Source organism: Pseudohaliea sp. (assembly GCF_040217025.1).
GTDB lineage: Bacteria > Pseudomonadota > Gammaproteobacteria > Pseudomonadales > Halieaceae > Pseudohaliea.
The window spans coordinates 430,033-450,410 of record NZ_JAVJOA010000004.1; the positions used below are offsets into that span (position 1 = coordinate 430,033).

Annotated in this window: 14 protein-coding genes; 9 read left to right on the plus strand and 5 right to left on the minus strand. The window is 68.1% G+C overall.

Translation table 11 applies throughout. The features are described 5' to 3' along the window. The first annotated feature begins 22 nt into the window (after positions 1 to 22). From def to RKE50_RS02955, 5 genes are all read left to right on the plus strand, one after another. Positions 23 to 529: a peptide deformylase gene (gene def, locus RKE50_RS02935; protein WP_350034280.1), complete on the plus strand. Its 507-nt coding sequence runs from the start codon at positions 23 to 25 to the stop codon at positions 527 to 529. A gap of 4 nt (positions 530 to 533) precedes the next feature. Continuing rightward, a complete protein-coding gene (fmt, locus tag RKE50_RS02940; protein WP_350034282.1) occupies positions 534 to 1,493 on the plus strand; it encodes a methionyl-tRNA formyltransferase in 960 nt (319 codons plus the stop codon). Continuing rightward, on the plus strand, positions 1,493 to 2,794 hold the full coding sequence (gene rsmB, locus RKE50_RS02945) for a 16S rRNA (cytosine(967)-C(5))-methyltransferase RsmB (protein WP_350034284.1): 1,302 nt from the start codon (positions 1,493 to 1,495) through the stop codon (positions 2,792 to 2,794). Before fmt ends, rsmB begins: the two co-directional genes overlap by 1 nt. 76 nt (positions 2,795 to 2,870) lie before the next feature. Further along, positions 2,871 to 4,247, plus strand: coding sequence for a Trk system potassium transporter TrkA (trkA, locus tag RKE50_RS02950; protein WP_350034286.1), 1,377 nt, complete (start codon positions 2,871 to 2,873; stop codon positions 4,245 to 4,247). Between the two features lie 12 nt (positions 4,248 to 4,259). Next, positions 4,260 to 5,708 (plus strand): TrkH family potassium uptake protein, encoded by a 1,449-nt coding sequence (locus tag RKE50_RS02955; RefSeq protein ID WP_350034287.1) that lies wholly within the window; start codon positions 4,260 to 4,262, stop codon positions 5,706 to 5,708. Between the two features lie 37 nt (positions 5,709 to 5,745). On the opposite strand, the gene djlA is transcribed toward RKE50_RS02955, so the two are convergent. Next, the gene (djlA, locus tag RKE50_RS02960) at positions 5,746 to 6,537 is read right to left on the minus strand and encodes a co-chaperone DjlA (RefSeq protein ID WP_350034288.1); all 792 of its coding nucleotides are present in this window, start codon (positions 6,535 to 6,537) and stop codon (positions 5,746 to 5,748) included. A gap of 164 nt (positions 6,538 to 6,701) precedes the next feature. Between djlA and glyQ the strand changes: the two genes are divergently transcribed. The 4 genes from glyQ (at position 6,702) to RKE50_RS02980 (ending at position 13,626) form a co-directional block, all read left to right on the plus strand. Then, the gene (gene glyQ / locus RKE50_RS02965; protein WP_350034290.1) at positions 6,702 to 7,649 is read left to right on the plus strand and encodes a glycine--tRNA ligase subunit alpha; all 948 of its coding nucleotides are present in this window, start codon (positions 6,702 to 6,704) and stop codon (positions 7,647 to 7,649) included. After that, on the plus strand, positions 7,646 to 9,721 hold the full coding sequence (gene glyS / locus RKE50_RS02970; protein ID WP_350034292.1) for a glycine--tRNA ligase subunit beta: 2,076 nt from the start codon (positions 7,646 to 7,648) through the stop codon (positions 9,719 to 9,721). The genes glyQ and glyS overlap by 4 nt, the downstream gene beginning before the upstream one ends. A gap of 54 nt (positions 9,722 to 9,775) precedes the next feature. After that, positions 9,776 to 11,224 (plus strand): DNA recombination protein RmuC, encoded by a 1,449-nt coding sequence (locus tag RKE50_RS02975; RefSeq protein ID WP_350034294.1) that lies wholly within the window; start codon positions 9,776 to 9,778, stop codon positions 11,222 to 11,224. Between the two features lie 356 nt (positions 11,225 to 11,580). After that, entirely contained in the window at positions 11,581 to 13,626 is a 2,046-nt protein-coding gene (locus tag RKE50_RS02980) for an O-linked N-acetylglucosamine transferase, SPINDLY family protein (protein ID WP_350034295.1), read from the plus strand. An 18-nt stretch (positions 13,627 to 13,644) separates the two neighbouring features. Here RKE50_RS02980 and gyrB read toward each other — a convergent pair whose 3' ends face one another. The 4 genes from gyrB to dnaA all read right to left on the minus strand — a co-directional run bounded on the left by gyrB (position 13,645) and on the right by dnaA (position 19,956). Next, positions 13,645 to 16,068: a DNA topoisomerase (ATP-hydrolyzing) subunit B gene (gyrB, locus tag RKE50_RS02985; protein ID WP_350034297.1), complete on the minus strand. Its 2,424-nt coding sequence runs from the start codon at positions 16,066 to 16,068 to the stop codon at positions 13,645 to 13,647. A gap of 9 nt (positions 16,069 to 16,077) precedes the next feature. After that, entirely contained in the window at positions 16,078 to 17,217 is a 1,140-nt protein-coding gene (gene recF, locus RKE50_RS02990) for a DNA replication/repair protein RecF (RefSeq protein ID WP_350034299.1), read from the minus strand. A 72-nt stretch (positions 17,218 to 17,289) separates the two neighbouring features. Continuing rightward, the gene (dnaN, locus tag RKE50_RS02995; RefSeq protein ID WP_350034300.1) at positions 17,290 to 18,393 is read right to left on the minus strand and encodes a DNA polymerase III subunit beta; all 1,104 of its coding nucleotides are present in this window, start codon (positions 18,391 to 18,393) and stop codon (positions 17,290 to 17,292) included. A 108-nt stretch (positions 18,394 to 18,501) separates the two neighbouring features. Continuing rightward, positions 18,502 to 19,956: a chromosomal replication initiator protein DnaA gene (gene dnaA, locus RKE50_RS03000; RefSeq protein WP_350034301.1), complete on the minus strand. Its 1,455-nt coding sequence runs from the start codon at positions 19,954 to 19,956 to the stop codon at positions 18,502 to 18,504. Between the last annotated feature and the right edge of the window lie 422 nt (positions 19,957 to 20,378).

Consider the following 20,378-nt stretch of genomic DNA (forward strand, 5'->3'; position numbering starts at 1 on the left):
AACGCAAAAAGGGCCGCTGACGATGGCAATCATGGACATTCTCTCCTTCCCGGACCCGCGGCTGCGCACCCGCGCCGCGCCCGTGGAGTCCGTGGATGACGCCCTGCGGTCGCTCGTGGACGACCTCCTCGAGACCATGTACGACGCCGGCGGGATCGGCCTCGCCGCGACCCAGGTCAATGTCCACCAGCGCCTGCTGGTCATGGATACCTCGCCGGAGCGGGACTGTCCCCGGGTCTACATCAACCCCGAGTTCGAGATCCTCGACCCGGAGCTGGGCGAGTACGACGAGGGCTGCCTCTCCGTCCCCGGCTTCTACGAAACGGTGAACCGGCCGCAGCGCATCCGCGTCAGCGCGCTGGGCCGCGACGGCGAGGCCTTCACGGAAGAGCTCGAGGGCCTGGCGGCGATCTGCCTCCAGCACGAGGTGGACCACCTCGACGGCAAGCTGTTCGTCGACTACATCTCGCCGCTGAAACGCCAGCGCATCCGCCGGAAGCTGGAAAAAGCCCAGCGCGTGCACGCCTGAGCCGGTGAAACTCCTCTTCGCGGGCACGCCCGAGTTCGCGCGCGTCCACCTCGACGCACTACTCGCCGCACCGGAGCACGAGGTGCTGGCGGTGCTGACCCAGCCCGACCGCCCCGCGGGGCGCGGCAAGCGCCTCACCGCGAGCCCGGTGAAGGAAAGCGCGAGCGCGGCCGGCGTTCCGGTTTTGCAACCGCCGACGCTGCGCGACGCGGCCGTGCAGGCGACCCTCGCCGGCTACGGGGCGGACGTCCTGGTCGTGGTTGCCTACGGCCTCATCCTGCCCGCGGCCGTGCTCACCATCCCCGCGCACGGCTGCCTCAACGTCCACGCCTCGCTGCTGCCGCGCTGGCGCGGCGCCGCGCCGATCCAGCGCGCCATCGAGGCCGGGGATACGCAGTCCGGCGTGACTATCATGCAGATGGATGCCGGCCTCGACACCGGGGCGATGCTCGCCACCGCCACCTGCCCCATCGACGAGAGCACGACCGCCGCCGACCTCCACGACCGGCTCGCGGTGCTGGGCCCGCCCCTGCTCCTATCCGTGCTCGCCGACCTGCCGGCGCGGCGGGCCGCGGCGCGGCTGCAGGACGATGCCGGCGCCAGCTATGCCGCCAAGATCGACAAGGCCGAGGCAGCGCTGGACTGGAACCTGCCCGCGGCGCAGCTGGCCCGCCGCATCCGCGCCTTCAACCCGTTCCCGGTCTGCTTCTCCACCCTGGGCGGTGAGCGGGTGAAGATCTGGCACGCGGTGACCGCCGCGGGGCCCGCGGGCGCACCGGGAACGATCCTGGCCAGCGACGACCGCGGCCTGCTCGTTGCCTGCGGCGAGGGCTGCCTGCGCCTGGTGGAGCTGCAGTTTCCCGGCGGACGCCGGCTGCCGGTGGCCGAGCTGCTGCGCGCCCGGGCCGACCGCCTCGCCCCGGGCGCCCGCTTCGGCACTCACGCAGACACCGGCGCGGCCTGATGGCCCTGGCACCCCGGGCCGCCGCCGCCGGCGTCATCGCCGGGGTTCTCGCGGGCCGCTCCCTCGACGCCCTGCTCGCCGGCGCCCAGGAACGCGTTGCCGAGCGCGACCGGCCCCTGCTCGCCCAGCTATGCTACGGCACCCTGCGCCTGGCGCCGCGGCTGGAGGCGCTGGCCGCCCGGCTCCTCGACCGGCCGCTGCGCCGCAAGGACCGGGACGTCCACGCGCTGCTCCTGCTCGGCCTGTACCAGCTCAGCGACACGCGCATTCCGGAGCACGCGGCGGTCGCGGAAACCGTCGCTGCCGCTACCGACCTCGGCAAGCCCTGGGCGCGCGGACTCCTGAATGCCGTACTGCGGCGCTACCAGCGCGAGCGGGCCGAGCTCGAGGCCGCGCTGCCCCCGGCGGCCCGGGCGGCGCACCCGGGCTGGCTGTTCGATGCCATGGCCGCGGAATGGCCCGACGCCCTCGACCGCATCATCGCCGCCAACAACAGCCAGCCGCCACTCACCCTGCGGGTCAACCGAGAGCGCCTGGACCGCGAAACGGCCCTGGCAGCGCTCACCGCGGCCGGCATCGAGGCCTCCGCGGGGACGCTGTCCGAGGACGCGCTGACCCTCGCCCGGCCGCGCCCGGTGGAGGGACTGCCGGGCTTTTCCGAGGGCAAGCTCAGCGTGCAGGACGAGGCCGCCCAGCTCGCGGCGCCCCTGCTTGCCCCGCGCGAGGGCGAGCGCGTGCTCGACGCCTGCGCCGCCCCCGGCGGCAAGGCCTGCCACCTGCTGGAACTCGCGCCGGGCTGTGAGCTGACGGCCGTGGACGTGGACGAGGTGCGCCTCGCCCGGGTGCGGGAGAACCTCGATCGCCTCGGCCAGCGCGCACGGCTGGTCGCCGGCGATGCGGCGGACCCGGCGCTGCTCGCCGGCGCCGCAGCGTTCGACTGCATTCTCGTGGATGCCCCGTGCAGCGGCAGCGGCGTGGTGCGCCGGCACCCGGACATCAAGGTCCTGCGCCGGGATGCCGACCCCGGGCAGCTCGCGGCGCGCCAGCGCGCTATCCTCGACGGCTGCTGGGCGCGCCTCGCGCCCGGGGGACGGCTGCTCTACGCGACCTGCTCGCTGCTCGCCGCCGAGAATGACCACGTGATCGGGCCCTTCCTCGCCGGTCGCGACGATGCCCGCGAGTGCACCCCGCAAGTGCCGGGGGCCGAGCGCACCGTCCTCGGCTACCAGCTGCTGCCGCGCGTGGACGGCTGCGACGGGCTGTACTACGCACTGCTCAGGAAGGCGCCTCCTTCTCCGTGAAGGCTTACAATACCCCAGCTAATTCATTAAGGTTCGACCAACTCGGCAGGACGCTCAGCGGGACGGTCACGGCGGCATGAAAATCATCATCCTCGGGGCAGGCCAGGTCGGCGGCACCCTCGCCGAGCACCTGGCCGACGAGAAGAACGATATCACCGTCGTCGACACCAACGGCGAGAAGCTCCGCGCCCTGCAGGACCGCCTCGACATCGGCATCGTCACCGGTCACGCGTCGGACCCATCCACCCTGGAGAGTGCCGGCATCGCCGATGCCGAGATGCTCATCGCGGTGACCAACAGCGACGAGATCAACATGGTCGCCTGCCAGGTGGCACACACGCTGCACCGCACACCGCGCAAGATCTCGCGAGTCCGCGCCACGGCCTACCTCGAGCGCGAGGAGGCCCTGTTCAACCGCGAAAACATCCCCATCGACGTGATCATCGGCCCGGAGCAGCTGATCACCGACAGCATCCGCCAGCTCATCATCAACCCCGGCGCGCTGCAGGTCATGGACTTCGCCGGCGGCCGGGTACAGCTGGTGGCCGTGCGCGCGGTGCACGGCGGACCGATCGTCGGCCAGGAGCTCGCGGCGATCCGCAAGCACATGCCGAAGGTGGACACGCGGGTAGCGGCCATCTTCCGCCAGGACCGGGCCATCATTCCCGAGGGCGACACCGTGGTGGAGGCCGACGACGAGGTCTTTTTCATCGCCGCCCGGCAGCACATCCGCAAGGTCATGTCCGAGCTCCGGCGCGTGGACAAGCCCTACCGGCGGGTCATGATCGCCGGCGGCGGCAACATCGGCGAGCGCCTCGCCGCCGGCATCGAGAACGACTATACGGTCAAGCTCATCGAGAACAGCTACGTCCGCTGTCGCGAGCTGTCCGAGCGCCTCAAGCACACGCTCGTGATCGACGGCAGCGCATCGCAGCCGCAGCTGCTGAAGGAAGAGAGCATCGACTCGGTCGACGTTTTCTGCGCGCTGACCAACAACGACGAGTCCAACATCATGATGTCGATGCTGGCCAAGCGTCTCGGGGCCAAGAAGGTCATCACGCTGATCACCAACAAGGCCTACGCGGAGCTCGTGGGCGACGAGATCGACATCGCCATCTCGCCGCAGGAAATCACCATCTCCAGCCTGCTCGCCCACGTGCGCAAGGGCGAGGTGAGCAACATCCACGCGCTGCGCCGCGGCGCCGCCGAGGCGCTGGAGCTCACCGCCCTCGGCGACGCCTATTCGTCGCGGGTGGTGGGCCGCAAGCTCGAGGACATCGCGCTGCCGGAAGGGGTGACGATCGGCGCCATCGTCCGCGGAGACGAGGTGCTCATCGCCCACCGCCACGTGGCAGTCGAGACCGGGGACCACGTGATCCTCTTCGTCGTGGACAAGACGCGGATTCCCGCGGTGGAGAAACTCTTCGCCGTCGGCCTCGGCTTCTTCTCCTAGCCCCAAACGCCCATGCAGCTCGCCATCTCCCTGCGCATCCTCGGCCTGCTGCTGACGCTGTTCTCCAGCGCCATGCTGGTCCCGCTGGTGGTCGCGGTCATGGGCGAAGACGAGACGGTGCCCGGCTTTCTCGCCGCCTTTTCCATCACCCTCTCCGCCGGCCTCCTGCTCTGGCTGACCATGCGCGGCGCGCAGCGGGAACTGCGCATCCGCGACGGTTTCCTGGTCACGGCGCTTTTCTGGACCGTCCTCGGGCTCTTCGGCGCCCTGCCCTTCGCCCTGACCGAGTCCCTGGGGGTGAGCCCCGTGGACGCCGCCTTCGAGTCGATCTCCGGCCTGACCACCACCGGGGCGACGGTGCTCGTGGGCCTCGACGACCTGCCCCGGTCCCTGCTGCTCTACCGGCAGCTGCTGCAGTGGCTGGGCGGCATCGGCATCATCGTGGTCGCCGTGGCCGTGCTGCCCATGCTCGGCATCGGCGGCATGCAGCTCTACCGTGCCGAGACGCCGGGGCCGAGCAAGGACAGCAAGCTGACGCCGCGTATCGCCGAGACCGCGAAGGCGCTGTTCGTCATCTACGTGGCCCTGACCGCGACCTGCGGGCTCGCCTACTTCGCCGCCGGCATGACGCCCTTCGACGCCCTCTGCCACGCCTTCTCCACCGTGGCCATCGGCGGCTTCAGTACCCACGACGCCAGCATGGGCTACTTCGACAGCAACACCATCTACCTGATCTGCACGCTGTTCATGCTGGTGTCGGCGATCAACTTCGGCATGCACTACAGCGCCTTCAAGCGGCGCAGCCTGAGCCACTACCGCCGGGACTCGGAAACCCGCTTCTTCGGCAGCGCCATGCTCGTCTGCACCACGGCGACCATCGCCTACCTCATCGCCTCCGGCACCCTTGAGGTCGAGGACGGCATCGTTCACGGCCTGTTCCAGGCGGTGTCGATCACCACCACCACCGGCTTTGCCACCCAGGACTTCGCGGCCTGGCCCGGGTTCCTGCCCATGATGCTGATGATGTTCTCCTTCATGGGCGGCTGCGTCGGCTCCACCGGCGGCGGCATCAAGGCCATGCGCCTCATGCTCATCTACAAGCAGGGTATCCGCGAGCTCAAGCAGCTGATCCACCCGCACGCGGTGATCCCGCTGAAGGTCGGCAACCGGCGGGTGGAGGCCACCGTTGTGAGCGCGGTGTGGAGCTTCTTCGCCGTCTACACCTTTGTCTTCATCGTGCTGATGCTGGTGCTCATGGCCACCGGGCTCGACTTCCTCACGGCCTTCTCGGCCATGGGCGCGACCCTGAACAACCTGGGGCCGGGCCTCGGTGCGGTCAGCGCCAACTACGCGGGGATCGGCGACTTCGCCAAGGGGGTGCTGTGCCTCGCCATGCTCCTCGGCCGCCTCGAGGTGTTCACGCTGCTGGTGCTGTTCACGCCGATGTTCTGGCGCCAGTAGCGGGCACCGCCGGCATCGGCGCTTCCGGGTACCGCGCTCAGGCCTGGCCGCGGGCCTTGCGGACCATGTCGTAGGCGACCTGGATCTCCTGCGCCCGTTCCGTCGCCACCTTCAGCATGTCTTCCGGCACGCCGCGGGCGATGAGCTTGTCCGGGTGGTGCTCGCTCATGAGCTTGCGGTAGGCCCGCTTCAGCTCGCGGTCATCCACCTCCGGGCTCACCCCGAGCGCCGCGTAGGCATCATCGAGGGACGTGCCGGGCTGCACGGCGGCGCCGCCGGCGCCGTGGAAATGCTCCTGCGCCCGGGTCATGCCGAGGATCTGGTCGAGCTGTGCCTCGGTGTAGCCGAGGAGCCCGGCCACCTCGCCGAGGACCCGCCGCTCCGCCGCGTCGAGCTGGTGGTCCGCCAGCGCCAGCGACACCAGGAAGAACAGCAGCGTCTGCTTTACGAGCCGCTGGCCGCGGGAAGCCTCGAGGAAACGGGCCACCACCGGTGCCGGGTCGAAGCCCGGCGCCGAACCCTGCTTGAACAGGCCGATAGCCTCCTTGCGCTGCTCCGGGTTAAGGCGCAGCTGGCGGAACAGCGCCTCCGTGTGGTCGATCTCTGCCTGGGAGACCCGGCCGTCGGCCTTGGCGATATAGCCCAGGAGCAGAAAGCAGCTCTCGAAGAAGCTGCGCTGGATGCGCGCGATACCCTCGCGGCCGCCGAGGGCGAACTGGCCCGCGAGGCCGCGATCGAAGGCGTGGCCGAGCAGCAGGCCGACGAGCAGGCCCAGGGGGCCGGCGATCAGGAGTCCGAGGAGGCCGGCGACGAGTTTGCCGTAGTACATGCGCGTCTCCGCTGGCGGGGGAGGTGTCGGCGAGCGGCCGGGGCGGCCTGGCGGGGCACCGCGACGGCGCCGGCCGCGCATATTATGCCGGGAGCCCAGCCTGTATAATACCCGCTTTTTTGCCCCGGTCCGCCGCCGGGGCGAGGCCCGGGGACGGAACGAGCATGAGCGACAAGCTGACTTTCCAGGAGCTGATCCTGCGCCTGCAGGCCTTCTGGGGCGAGAAGGGCTGCGTGGTCCTGCAGCCGCTGGACATGGAAGTGGGCGCCGGCACCTTCCACCCGGCCACGTTCCTGCGCTCCCTCGGTCCGGAGAATTGGAATGCGGCCTACGTGCAGCCGAGCCGCCGGCCCACCGACGGCCGCTACGGGGAGAATCCCAACCGGCTGCAGCACTACTACCAGTTCCAGGTGGTCATGAAGCCCTCGCCGCCGGAGTTCCAGGCGCTCTACCTCGAGTCGCTGCGCGCCCTCGGCATCGATACGGGCATCCACGACGTGCGCTTCGTGGAGGACAACTGGGAGTCGCCGACCCTCGGCGCCTGGGGCCTCGGCTGGGAAGTGTGGCTGAACGGCATGGAAGTGACCCAGTTCACCTACTTCCAGCAGGCCGGCGGCCTCGAGTGCTACCCGGTCACCGGCGAGATCACCTACGGCCTGGAGCGCATCGCCATGTACCTGCAGGGCGTGGACAGCGTCTACGACCTCGTCTGGGCCGAGACCCCCGCCGGCACGGTGAGCTACGGCGACGTGTTCCACCAGAATGAAGTCGAGATGTCGCGCTACAACTTCCGCGAGGCCGACACGAAAGCGCTGTTCGCGCAGTTCGATCACTGCGAGGCCGAGGCCGGCCGCCTGGTCGGGCTCGAACTGCCCCTGCCCGCCTACGAGATGGTCATGAAAGCCTCGCACACCTTCAACCTGCTCGATGCCCGGCACGCCATCTCGGTGACCGAGCGCCAGCGCTACATCCTGCGCGTGCGCACCCTGGCCCGCGCGGTGGCCGCGGCCTATGTCGAGGCGCGGGCGCGCCTGGGCTTCCCGATGGCGGACGCCGCGCTGCGCAAGGCCGCCCTTGCGGACCGGCAGCAGGCAGCGGAGGCCAGCGCATGAGCACCGAAACGCTGCTGGTCGAGATCGGCACGGAGGAGCTGCCGCCGAAGGACCTCCGGAACCTGGGCCTGGCCTTTCGCGACGGCCTGCTGAAGGGCCTCGCCGACCGCGACCTCGCCCACGGCGAAGCCCGCTGGTTCGCCACGCCCCGGCGCCTGGCGGTGCTGGTGGAGGAGGTCGCCGAGGCCGCACCGGCCCGGCAGCTCGAGCTGCTCGGCCCGCCGGCGGACCGGGCCCGCGACGAGCAGGGCGCCTGGACGCCGGCCGCGGCGGGCTTTGCCCGCAAGCAGGGCGTCGAGCCCGACGGCCTCGAGCTCATCGATACCCCCAAGGGGCCGCGCCTGGGCCTGCGCCGGGAGGAGGCCGGCGCGCGCACGGCCGAGAGCCTCGGCGCCGTCATCGACGAGGCCGTCGCCGGGCTGCCCATCAGCAAGCGCATGCGCTGGGGCGCGCACCGCTTCGAGTTCGTACGGCCGGTGCACTGGCTCGTGGCCCTCTTCGGTGACGCGGTGCAGCCCTGCGAGGTGTTCGGCATCGCGGCCGGCAACCGAACCCGGGGCCACCGTTTCCACGCCGACCGCGAGATCACTCTGGAAAGCCCCGAGGCCTACGAGCAGGCCCTCGCCGAGGCCTGGGTCGTGGCCGACTTCGAGCGCCGGCGCGGCATGATCCGCGAGCAGGTCGCCGTGGAGGCCAGCGCCCTCGGCGCCGAGGCCGTGGTCGACGGGGACCTGCTCGACGAGGTGACCGGCCTGGTCGAGTGGCCCGTGGCCCTCACGGGCGCCTTCGACGAGCGCTTCCTGGCCGTGCCCCCGGAGGCCCTGATCTCCGCCATGAAGGAACACCAGAAGTATTTCCACGTGGTGGATTCAGGCGGTGAACTGCTGCCCCATTTCATCACCATCGCCAATATCGAGAGCCGGGACCCCGTGCAGGTCATCGCCGGTAACGAGCGCGTGATCCGCCCGCGCCTTGCCGACGCGGCCTTCTTCTATGAACAGGACCGGCAGGCCACGCTCGCCAGCCGCGTCGACGCACTGAAGGACGTGGTGTTCCAGAAGGACCTCGGCACGCTGTGGGACAAGACCTCGCGGGTGCAGTGCCTGGTGCGCGAGCTGGCTGATGCGATCGGCGCCCCCGCCGATGCCTGCGAGCGCGCGGCGCATTTGGCCAAGGCCGACCTGACCACGGAGCTGGTGCTGGAGTTCGGCGACCTGCAGGGAATCGCCGGCGCTTACTACGCGCGCCACGACGGCGAGGCCCCGGCCGTGGCCGAGGCCCTGCAGCAGCAGTACTGGCCGCGCTTCGCCGGCGACCGCCTGCCGCAAGGGCCCGTGGCCACCGCCCTGGCGCTGGCCGACCGGCTGGACACGCTGGTCGGTATCTTCGGCATCGGCCAGCCGCCCACCGGCTCCCGGGACCCCTTCGCCCTGCGCCGGGCAGCGCTAGCCGTGCTGCGCATCCTCGTGGAGAAGGACCTCGACCTGGACCTGCGCGAGGCCCTCACCCTCGCGGCCGCCCAGTTTCCTGCCGGGGCCCTGGCCGGCGACACGGTGGTGCAGACCCTCGGCTACAGTATCGAGCGTTTCCGGGCGTGGTTCGAGGACGAAGGCATTGCCGCCGGCACCTTCCGCGCCGTCGCGGCCCTCGGCCCCAGCCGGCCGCTGGACATCCACCGGCGCGTGCACGCGGTCCACGCCTTCAGCGAAAGGCCGGAAGCCGAATCCCTCGCCGCGGCGAACAAGCGGGTCGCAAACATACTCGCCAAGGCGGATGAGAATGACACGGCCGCGGGCGTCGACCCGGCGCGCTTCGTCGAACCCGCGGAGAGCGCGCTCTGGGAGGCACTCTCAAACGCGGGCGCCCAGAGCGCCGCGCAGCTGGCCACCGGCGCCTACCGCGAGGCGCTCGCGGCCCTCGCCACGCTGCGCGAACCCGTCGACCGCTTCTTCGACGACGTGATGGTCAACGCCGAGGACCCGGCCCTGCGCGCCAACCGGCTCGCCCTGCTGCACGCGCTGCGCCAGCACTTCCTCGCCGTCGCGGACATCTCGCTCCTCGAAACCCGCTGACCCGCCTGCCGGGGCGACAGGTCCGCCCCGAGGCCCCTGCCCGGGCGCGGGCCGGTGCTTTACACTGCGCCCATGGACAACCCCGACCTGCTGCTTCCCGCCGCCGCCGTGCTGCTCGCCCTGCTCGTCGGCGCCGGCCTCGGCGCCCTGCTGCGCGGCCGCACCCTCGGCCGGCTGCAGGCCCGCTGCGAGGGACTCGAGGGGCAGCTGGCGGCCGCGGCCGAGGAGGGCGGGCGCGCGCGCCAGGCCCTGGACGAGGCACGCGGTGAGGGCGCCCGCCTCTCGCGCAGGGAAGCGGAACTCAAGGCCGAGCTCGGCCACCGGGAATCGCGCTATGCCGAGCAGCTCGCGCTTCTCAAGGACAGCCGCGAGCAGCTGGCGCGGGAGTTCGAGAACCTCGCCAACCGGATCTTCGAGGACAAGGGCAAGCGCTTCACGGACCACAACCGCCAGTCCCTGGAGGCGCTCCTGAAACCCTTCCGGGAGCAGATCGACGGTTTCCAGCGCCGCGTCAATGAGGTCCACGGCGAGACCTTGCGCGGCAACACCGCCCTCGAGAAGGAAATCCAGAAAGTGCTCGAGATCGGCCTGAAGATGAACGAGCAGGCCGACAACCTCACCCTCGCCCTCAAGGGCGACAACAAGGCGGCCGGGAACTGGGGCGAGGCGCAGCTCGAGCGCACCCTGGAGATGGCCGGGCTGCTGCGCGAGGAGCACTACGAGACCCAGGCCAGCTTCCGCGATGCCGACGGCCGCCGAAAGCAGCCGGATTTCCTGATCAAGCTGCCGGACGGCAAGCACCTGGTGATCGACAGCAAGGTCTCCCTGGTGGACTACGAACGCGCGGTGACGGCGGCCACGGAGGAAGAGTGCCAGCAGGCGCTGGGCGCCCACGTACAGGCGGTACGGCGCCACATCGACGATCTCGCGTCGAAGGACTACGCCAACCTCCCCGAACTCGGCAGCCCGAGCTTCGTGCTCATGTTCATGCCCATAGAGCCCGCCTACATCGAGGCGATGCGGGAGAACCGGGACCTGTTCAACTACGGCTACCAGCGCAACGTGGTCATGGTCTCGCACACCACGCTCATGCCCATCCTGCGCACCGTGGCCAACCTGTGGATGGTCGACCGCAGCAACCGCGAGGCGCGGCAGATCTCCGACGCCGCCGGCGACCTGTTCAACCAGGTCTGTCTCGTGTCCGAGCGCCTGTCGAAGCTCGGCAAGACGCTGACCGCGGCGTCCAACCATTACAACGACACGGTCACCGCCCTGGTCGGCAACCAGGGCCTGCACGGCAAGGTCGAGCGTTTCAAGACGATGTCGGCCAAGGCCAGCAAGGATCTACCGGCCATGGAACCGCTGCACCCGGGGCTGGACGACGAGCGCCTGGACCTCGTCCTCGCACCGCCCGCGGACAGCTCCCACGACACCGATGACGCCGCTGATGACACGGCCGGCGAGCAGTCAGCCGAGATCTCGCCTGCCGACCGGCAAGCCTGAGCACGCTCGGGGAGAGACGACCCGGCACGGGCAGCCCGGCTACTCGGTAAAGATCAAGCGCAGCAGCAACAGCAGGAAGGCCAGCGCCAGCGCGCTGTGAAAATGGCGCTGCCGCTATTCAAAGGCACTCAAGTTGTACCCCCGCGAAATGCCCTGAGCGAAGCGCCCGGCAGCCCGTCGCAGAAGCCCCTGGCCCGAGTACGTCGCGTGAGCTTAAACGAACACGCCGGCGGCAGATAGCGCCCCGCGTTCCTCTGCGCCGCCGGCCTGTGCTAGGCTCGGCGCGCGAACGGGGCATGGATCCCGCCGGCGGCCGGAAACCGGTCAAAACGGAAAGTAACGGAGGCCAGGCGAGCTTGCGAGACGGTGCCAAGCCCGGCAAGGGGCGCAGTCCGCGGAAACCCGGTCCGGCGGTGGTGCGCGCACTGCGCCGCGGCATCGCGCTGCAGCAGGGTGGCCGCATCGACGAGGCGAGAGCCGTCTACGAGGAAATCCTTCGCGAGGACCCCGGCCAGGGCGACAGCCTTTACCTGCTCGGGTTCCTGGCCTACCAGGCCGGAGACTTCGAGAAGGCGGTCGGTTACCTCCAGCGTGCCGCCACCGCCCTCGGCCCTCACCCGGCGACGCTGCACACGCTGGGCGCTTCCCTGCAGGCGCTTGGCCGCCTCGCCGAGGCGATCGAAAGCTACTCGAACGTCCTCCGGGTCAGACCGGACTACGCCGACGCGTTGATCAACCGGGGGCTCGCCCTGCAGGCGCTGCACAGGCACGCCGAAGCCCTCGCCGACTACGACAGCGCCGCCCGCCTGCGGCCGACCGACGCACGCGTCTGGACGAGCCGTGGAAAAGTGCTCACCAGCCTTCTGGATTACAAGAAAGCGCTGGCGTCCTTCGACAGGGCAATCCGCTGCGATGCGGGCAACGTGCAGGCCCATATCGGCCGCGGCGATGCCCAGAGGCACCTCAAGCGCTACGCGGAAGCCGTCGAAGCCTACGACGCTGCCCGCGCCCGCGATCCGGATTTCCCTCTGCTGGCCGGCGCGGCGCTGTATACGCGCATGCACCTCTGCGACTGGCAGGACTTCCCGGCCCGGCGCGATGAACTGGTGGCGGCCGTCAGGGCCGGCAAACCGGCGTGCACACCGTTCGCACTTCTTTCCCTCGTCGACGATCCCGCGCTGCACCTGCAGGCGGCTGAGCGCTACGCGCAGGGCCTCGCGTTCAAGGAGCAGGCCCTCCCCCGCCGCCAACTCAACGACCGGCTGCGCATCGGGTTCTACTCGGCCGACCTGTTCGAACACGCCACCGCCCGCCTCATGGTGGAACTGATCGAAGGCCTTGACCGGGACAAGGTCGAACCGATCGCGTTCTCCTTCCACCCCGCCGGCGATACGCCGCTTGGCCGGCGCATTGCCGCTGCCTTCGACCAGTTCATCGACGTGAGTGCGCAGAGCGATGAGCAGGTTGTCGCGCAGTCCCGATCGATGGAAATCGACATTGCCGTCGACCTCAAGGGTGACACCGATCGGGCCCGGCCGCGGCTGTTTGCCAGGCGCTGCGCGCCGCTGCAGCTTGCCTACCTGGGCTACCCCGGCAGTTTCGCAGTCGGCGGCATCGACTACGTGCTGGCGGATGCCGTGGTCATACCGGAAGGGGCGGAAGCGCATTTCACCGAGCAGGTCATCCGCCTGCCGCAGTGCTACCAGCCGAACGACTCGCAGCGAGTCCGCGCGGGGCACGCGGGAAGCCGCGCCGATCACGGTCTGCCCGATAACGCGGTCGTCTTCTGCTGCTTCAATGAACCCAGGAAAATCCTGCCGGAGCTGTTCTCCGCGTGGATGGCGATCCTGCGCGAGGTCACCGGCAGCGTGCTCTGGCTCCTGGAGGGGCCGCCCGGTTCGGCAGACAACCTGCGGGCCGCCGCGGAGGCCGAGGGCGTGGACTCCCGGCGCATCGTTTTCGCACCCTTCGCTCCCTATCCGGATCACCTGTCGCGCTACACCCTCGCCGACCTGTTCCTGGACACCTTCCCCTACAACGCCCATACCACGGCCAGCGATGCCCTCTGGGCGGGCCTGCCCCTGGTGACCCGGGCCGGGCAGAGCTTTGCCAGCCGTGTCGGCGCCAGCCTGCTGACGACGCTCGGCATGCCGGAGCTGATAACCGAGAGCGATGCCGCCTACCGCGCACTGGCCATCGAGCTGGCGCGGGACGCGGCCCGTCGCCGGGCGCTGCGCGACGAGCTGGCCGCATTGCGCGAGAGCTCGCCCCTGTTCAGCGGCAGCACGCTCGCCCGCCCCGTGGAAACTGCCTTCCGGGCAATCGCCCAGCGCTACGCAGCCGGAGAGCCCGCTGGCGCACTCACCATCGCCGCGGACGGCAGCGCCAGCTTCGAGAGCTGAAGAAAGACTGCGAGGCGGTCAGACGTCCAGGTTGGCAACCGAGAGCGCGTTTTCCTCGATGAACTCCCGCCGCGGGTCGACCTGGTCGCCCATGAGCGTGGTGAAGATCTGGTCGGCCTTGATGGCGTCCTCGATGGTGACCTGCAGCAGGCGGCGGGTTTCCGGGTCCATGGTCGTTTCCCAGAGCTGGTCCGGGTTCATCTCGCCGAGACCCTTGTAGCGCTGGATGCTGTAGCCCTTGCGCGCCTCCGTCATCAGCCAGGCCAGGCCCTCGGAGAAGTTCCGCGTCTCGAGGGTCTTGTCGCCGCGCTGGAAGTAGCCGCCCTCGTCGATGAGGCTGTTCAGCTCGTCGCCGAGCTCGGCCAGGCTGCGGTATTCACCGGAGGCGAAGAAGTCGCGCTGGTAATCGTGCTCGGTCTCGACGCCGTGGGCGAGCAGGCGCACCACCGGGTAGTAGTAGCCCTGCTCCGGCGCGCGCCGCACCGTCACGGTGTAACGTTCTCCCTGGGCAAGGTTAGCTTGTAAGCGCTCACTTAGCTTCTCGGCAAAGTCAGTAACGGCCGCCTCGTCCTCCAGCTGCTCGGGCGAGAGGCGCAGACCGTCGACAATCGCCCACAGGGCCGAGGGCGCATAACGGCGCGAAAGCCGGTCGATGGTCGCTGCAACCGCGCGGAAGCGACCGACCAGCGCGGCCAGGGACTCGCCCGCGATGGCCGGCGCTTCCGGGTTCACGTACAGCGCAGCCCCGTCCAGGGCGGCTTCCGTGAGGTACTGGGTCAGAGCCGCCTCGTCCTTCAGGTAGTTATGCTGCTTGCCGCGGCTGATCTTGAACAGGGGCGGCTGGGCGATGAAGACATGGCCGCGCTCGATGAGCTCGCGCATGTGCCGGAAGAAGAAGGTGAGCAACAGGGTTCTAATATGGGACCCATCGACATCGGCATCCGTCATGATGATGATGCTGTGATAGCGCAGCTTGTCTGCGTTGAACTCCTCCTTGCCGACGCCGCAGCCGAGCGCGGTGACCATGGTGCCGACCTCCGCGGAGCCCAGCATCTTGTCGAAGCGCGCCTTTTCGACGTTGAGAATCTTGCCCTTCAGGGGCAGGATGGCCTGGAAGCGCCGGCTCCTGCCCTGCTTCGCGGAGCCACCGGCAGAGTCGCCCTCGACCAGGAACAGTTCCGACAGCGCCGGGTCCTTCTCCTGGCAGTCCGCCAGCTTCCCGGGCAGGCCGGCGATGTCCAGCGCGCCCTTGCGCCGCGTCATCTCCCGGGCCTTGCGCGCGGCTTCCCGCGCCCGTGCCGCGTCGAGCATCTTGCCGACGACCGCCTTCGCTTCCTGCGGATTTTCCAGCAGGTAGTCGGAGAAGTGGGTGTTCATGGCCTGCTCGACGGCCGTTTTCACCTCCGAGGAGACCAGCTTGTCCTTGGTCTGGGAGGAAAACTTCGGGTCCGGCACCTTCACGGAGATAATGGCGGTGAGGCCCTCGCGCGCGTCGTCGCCGGTCGTATTCACCTTCGCCTTCTTCGCCAGGCCCTCGCGCTCGATATAAGCGTTTAGGCTGCGGGTCAGGCTGGCCCGGAACCCGGCCAGGTGCGTGCCGCCGTCGCGCTGGGGAATGTTGTTCGTGTAGCAGAAGATGCTTTCCTGGTAAGCATCGTTCCACTGCATGGCAACCTCGACACTGATGCCACCTTCCGCTTCCACCTGGAAGTGGAACGGCCGGTTGACCGGGGTCTTGTTGTGGTTGAGGTAGTTCACGAACTCCTGCAGGCCACCCTCGTAGTGATAGGTTTCCGTCTTGCCGGAACGCTCGTCCTGCAGCTCGATATGCACCCCGGAGTTCAGGAACGCGAGCTCCCGGAGCCGCTTGGCGAGCAGATCGAAGTGAAACTCGATGTTGGTAAAGGTCGCCGCGGAGGGCTTGAAGCGGATGAGGGTGCCTGTCTGCTCCGTTTCACCGATGACAGCCAGCGGTGCTGCCGGTACCCCGTGGTGATACACCTGCTCGTAGACCTTGCCGTCGCGCCAGATGGTCAGGCGGAGCTCTTCCGAGAGCGCATTCACCACGGACACACCCACGCCATGCAGGCCGCCAGAGACCTTGTAGGTGTTGTCGTCGAACTTACCACCGGCATGGAGCACGGTCATGATGACCTCCGCCGCCGACACGCCCTCTTCGTGCATTTCCGTGGGAATCCCGCGGCCGTCGTCAGAGACGGAAACGGACTCATCGGGGTGAATGATGATACGCACGGTACTGCAGTAGCCGGCCAGGGCCTCGTCGATGGAGTTGTCCACCACCTCGAAGACCATGTGGTGCAGGCCCGTGCCGTCGTCCGTATCGCCGATGTACATGCCAGGGCGCTTGCGCACCGCGTCCAGGCCCTTCAGGACCTTGATGCTGGAGGAGTCGTACTGGCCGGGATTATCTTGTTCGCTCATGCGTCGTTCTCACTGTCCGTCTTCGACGGCGTTTGCCGCGCCCGGATTGGCGGGGTCCACCGCTGTTACCTGCCCCTGTTCCACGTGGAACAGTTGCGGTGGCACCGCCGCAGCGGGCCACATGCCTGTCATCGCATCTTCCGCGATGCAGGTAATGAATACCTGGGCCCCGAGTGCCTGGAGCTGTTCGCAGACCCGGCGGGTGTGGGTCGCATCCAGCTCCGAGGGCAGGTCGTCGATGAGGTAGCTGCACGTCATCGGCCGCTCCTGGCGCCGGAGCACGTGGCCCTGCGCCAGCTTCAGGGCACAGACCACGAGTTTCTGCTGGCCGCGGGACAGCGTATCCGCGGCGCTGTGACCTCCGACGGTTACCACGATCTCCGCACGCTGGGGCCCGACATGGGTATAACCCTGCTCCCGGTCGGAACTCTCCGTGGCAGCAAGGGCCGCCTCGTAAGGCTGGCTCGCATCCCAGCCCTGGCGGAAACGCAGGCCGACGGCGTCGCACTCGGGCAACAACTCGGCTGCCACCTCCCCGAACACGGGAACTAGCTGGTCAAAGTACCGGCGGCGGCAGCCAGTCAGACGCTCACCTGCGTGCGCAAGGTCCCGCGTCCACGCCGCCAGCTCCTCCGGGCACAGTTTATCACGGCGGAGTAGCGTATTGCGCTGCTTGATGCAGCGCTGAAAGCGTTGCCAGGCGGGGAAGAATTCATGTTCCACGTGGAACACACCCCAGTCGAGAAACCGCCGGCGCCCGGCCGGCGGCCCGACCAAAAGTTGAAAGCTGTCGGCGTTGATGACGAGCACGGGCAGCTCTGCCACCAGGCTCGACACATTGCGCACGGGCCGACCCGCCACCTTGAGCATCGCCATCCCGGACGTTTCCCGCTGTACACCCAGGGCCCGCACCGCACCGCCCGCCTGGGCAACTTCACCATAAACCGTGCAATGAGGCTCGCCGTGGCGAATCACGGAGCGGGCGCTGCTGGCCCGGAAGGACCGGGCAAGGCTCAGCATGTGTATGGCCTCGAGCACGCTGGTCTTGCCGCTGCCGTTCTCCCCGAAAAGCACGCACGCCCGGCCAAGGCCGTGCAGGCGCACCGCTTCGAGGTTGCGCACGTTGTAGATATCCAGGCGCGTCAGCATGACGGCAAGAGGGAAGTCTCTCTCCAGCAGCCGCGCCGGACAGCCTCGTTCACCCTGGAGAAGAGAGCCCGATCAGAGCCGCATGGGCATGACGACATAGAGCGAGTCGCCGGCCTCGGACTCCTCGAGGAGAGCACTGCTGTTCGGATCGGACAGGGAAAAGCGTACTTCCTCTCCGGAAAGGACCCCCAGCACGTCGAGGAGATAGCCCACGTTGAAGCCGATCTCGAGGCCATCCCCCGCATAGTCGACCGGAACCACTTCCTCGGCCTGCTCCTGCTCCGGGTTGTTGGCAACGATTTCCAGCGTGTCCGGTGACAGCTTCAGTCGAACGCCGCGGTATTTCTCATTGGAGAGGATCGCGGTGCGCGTAAACGCCTGGCGCAGATCCAGGCGCGATCCGACCAGGACCTTCTCCGCCGAACGCGGCAGCACCCGTTCGTAATCGGGAAACTTGCCGTCCACCAGCTTGGAGGTAAAGGTAAAGCCCGCGGTCGTGGCACGCAGGTGATTGTTGCCGAGAATCACCGTGACCGCGTCATCATCATCCTGGAGGAGGCGGCCCAGCTCGAGCACGCCCTTGCGCGGCAGGATCACCTGCGCGTCATCGACGCCGGAAAGCGCTTCCGGCAGCGTGCAGATCGCCAGCCGGTGGCCATCGGTAGCGACAAAACGCAGGCGACCGCCCTTGATCTCCCAGAGCATGCCGTTGAGGTAGTAGCGTACGTCCTGTTGCGCCATCGCAAAGCTGGTCCGCTCGATCAGCCGGCGCAGCTGCTGCGGTTCGATGCTGAACTGGTGCGTGCCGATACTGTCTTCGATGTTCGGAAACTCGCGCGCCGGGAGCGTTGCGAGGGTGAAACGGCTCCGACCCGAGGTGACCGTTGCCTTGCCATCGGTCACGGTCACCTGCACATCACTGCCTTCCGGCAGGGACTTGCAGATATCGAGGAGTTTGCGCGCCGGGAGCGTGACTTCACCGGCGTCTCCCGGTGTCGGCAGCTGCACGCGGCCGACGAGCTCCACCTCGAGATCGGTGCCGGTCAGCGACAGGCGGTCACCATCGAGTTGAAGCAGCACGTTGGCGAGCACGGGCAGCGTGTTGCGCCGTTCCACGACCCCGGCGACCAGGTTCAGGGGTTTGATGAGGGCATCCCGGGGTACGCTGAATTTCATGGATGTTCCTTAGCCAGCCGCTATTGTAAGTGTGTACTTACTTATTGGTCTTGCTGATTGCGATTGCCGATGACGCAGGTCGCCCCAGGCGCCAACCTTCCATTGTGCTCAAGTTGTCAAGGAGCGCAACAGGTTCTTGTAATCTTCGTGGATATCCGAGCTCGTTTCCCGCAGTTCCTTGATCTTGCGGCAGGCATGCAGCACGGTCGTATGGTCCCGACCGCCGAAACTGTCGCCGATTTCCGGCAGGCTGTGGTTGGTGAGTTCCTTGGCGAGCGCCATGGCCACCTGCCGCGGTCGCGCCACCGAGCGGCTGCGTCGCCGGGACATGAGGTCGGCCACCTTGATCTTGTAGTACTCGGCAACGGTGCGCTGGATGTTGTCGAGGCTCACCTGCTTGTCCTGCAGCGCCAGCAGATCCTTCAGGCTCTCCTTGACCAGGTCGACATCGATGGCGCGGCGGGTGAAGTTCGCGCTGGCAATCACCCGCTTGAGCGCGCCCTCGAGTTCGCGCACGTTGGAGCGGATGCGCTGAGCGATGAAAAACGCCGCATCCGGCGGCAGGTCGAGCTGGGACTGGCTCGCCTTCTTCATGAGAATGGCCACCCGCGTCTCCAGGTCCGGCGGCTCAACGGCCACCGTGAGCCCCCAGCCGAAGCGCGACTTCAGCCGCTCCTCGAGCCCCTCGATCTCCTTCGGATAGCGGTCGCAGGTAAGGATCATCTGCTGGCCGCCCTCGAGCAGCGCGTTGAAGGTGTGGAAGAACTCCTCCTGGGAGCGGTCCTTCTTGGCGAAGAACTGGATGTCGTCGATCAGCAGCGCATCCACCGACCGGTAGTAGCGCTTGAAGTCCGTAATCGCGTTCAGCTGCAACGCCTTGACCATGTCGGCCACGAAACGCTCGGAATGCAGGTAGACGATGCGCGCCTCCGGGTTGTTCTCCTTTAGCGCATTGCCCACCGCGTGCATGAGGTGGGTCTTGCCCAGGCCGACGCCGCCGTAGAGGAACAGCGGGTTATAGGCATCGCCGGGGTTCTCGGCAACCTGGTTGGCAGCGGCCAGGGCCAGCTGGTTCGACTTGCCCTCGACGAAGTTGCGGAAGGTATAGTTCGCGACGAGGTTGTGCTGGTGCTGCAGCGCCTCGTGTACCTCGGAGTGCTGCGCCTGGCCGAAGGTCGGCGTGCTCACGCTGGCGAGCATCGGCGTGGGCCGGAGCTCGTGCGCGGGGGCCGGCTCAGGCTCCTGCCGCGGGGGCGGCGCGGGTGCCGGCGCCTTTGCCGGGACCGCCGGAGACCCGCCGACCGTTGCCAGCGACACCGGGCGCCGGGCCTCGCCGATCTCGAGAACCACGTCCTGCTCGCTGCCCGCCTCGCGCAGCAGCTCGGCGATGCGCGGCGCGAACTTGTCGCTGACAAAGTCCCGGATGAAACGATTGGGGGCATAGAGGCGAAGGCACTGCGTGTCTTCGCTGGCCTCGAGGGGGCGTATCCAGGTGTTGAATTGTTGCGCCGGCAACTCGTCCTGCAGCTGGTTCCTGCATTGCGTCCATACCGCGTCGGGCAAAGATCACCTCGCTCGTGCCCTTCGCACGGGGCACTGAATGCTTCCTGACTTGATTTTCCGGTGGTTCTCGCCGCCTGTTGACATCTTCGTGCCATGGGCGACAGGACGGTGCATCATAACCCGCCGGCGGTCACTTATCCACACGTGAGGGAAAATTTCTTTGTTTTTTTTGTTCTTTTATTTCAACCACTTAGACCCTAACAGGGAAGTCGCGGTCCATTGATGCCCACGACAGTCCCCGACCTCCGTCCTGTGGATAAACTGTGATTATCTTTGGGGAGATTTGTTGGCCGATGGCTGCAGCCCGCAGCGTTGCTGGCTTCTTCCGAGCCGCGTCACAGGCCGCGACATCCACCCGGCCGACGACCCGGCGCAACACCGCGCCGGGTCGTTTACTGCACCGCACGGAAGCCATTGAATAA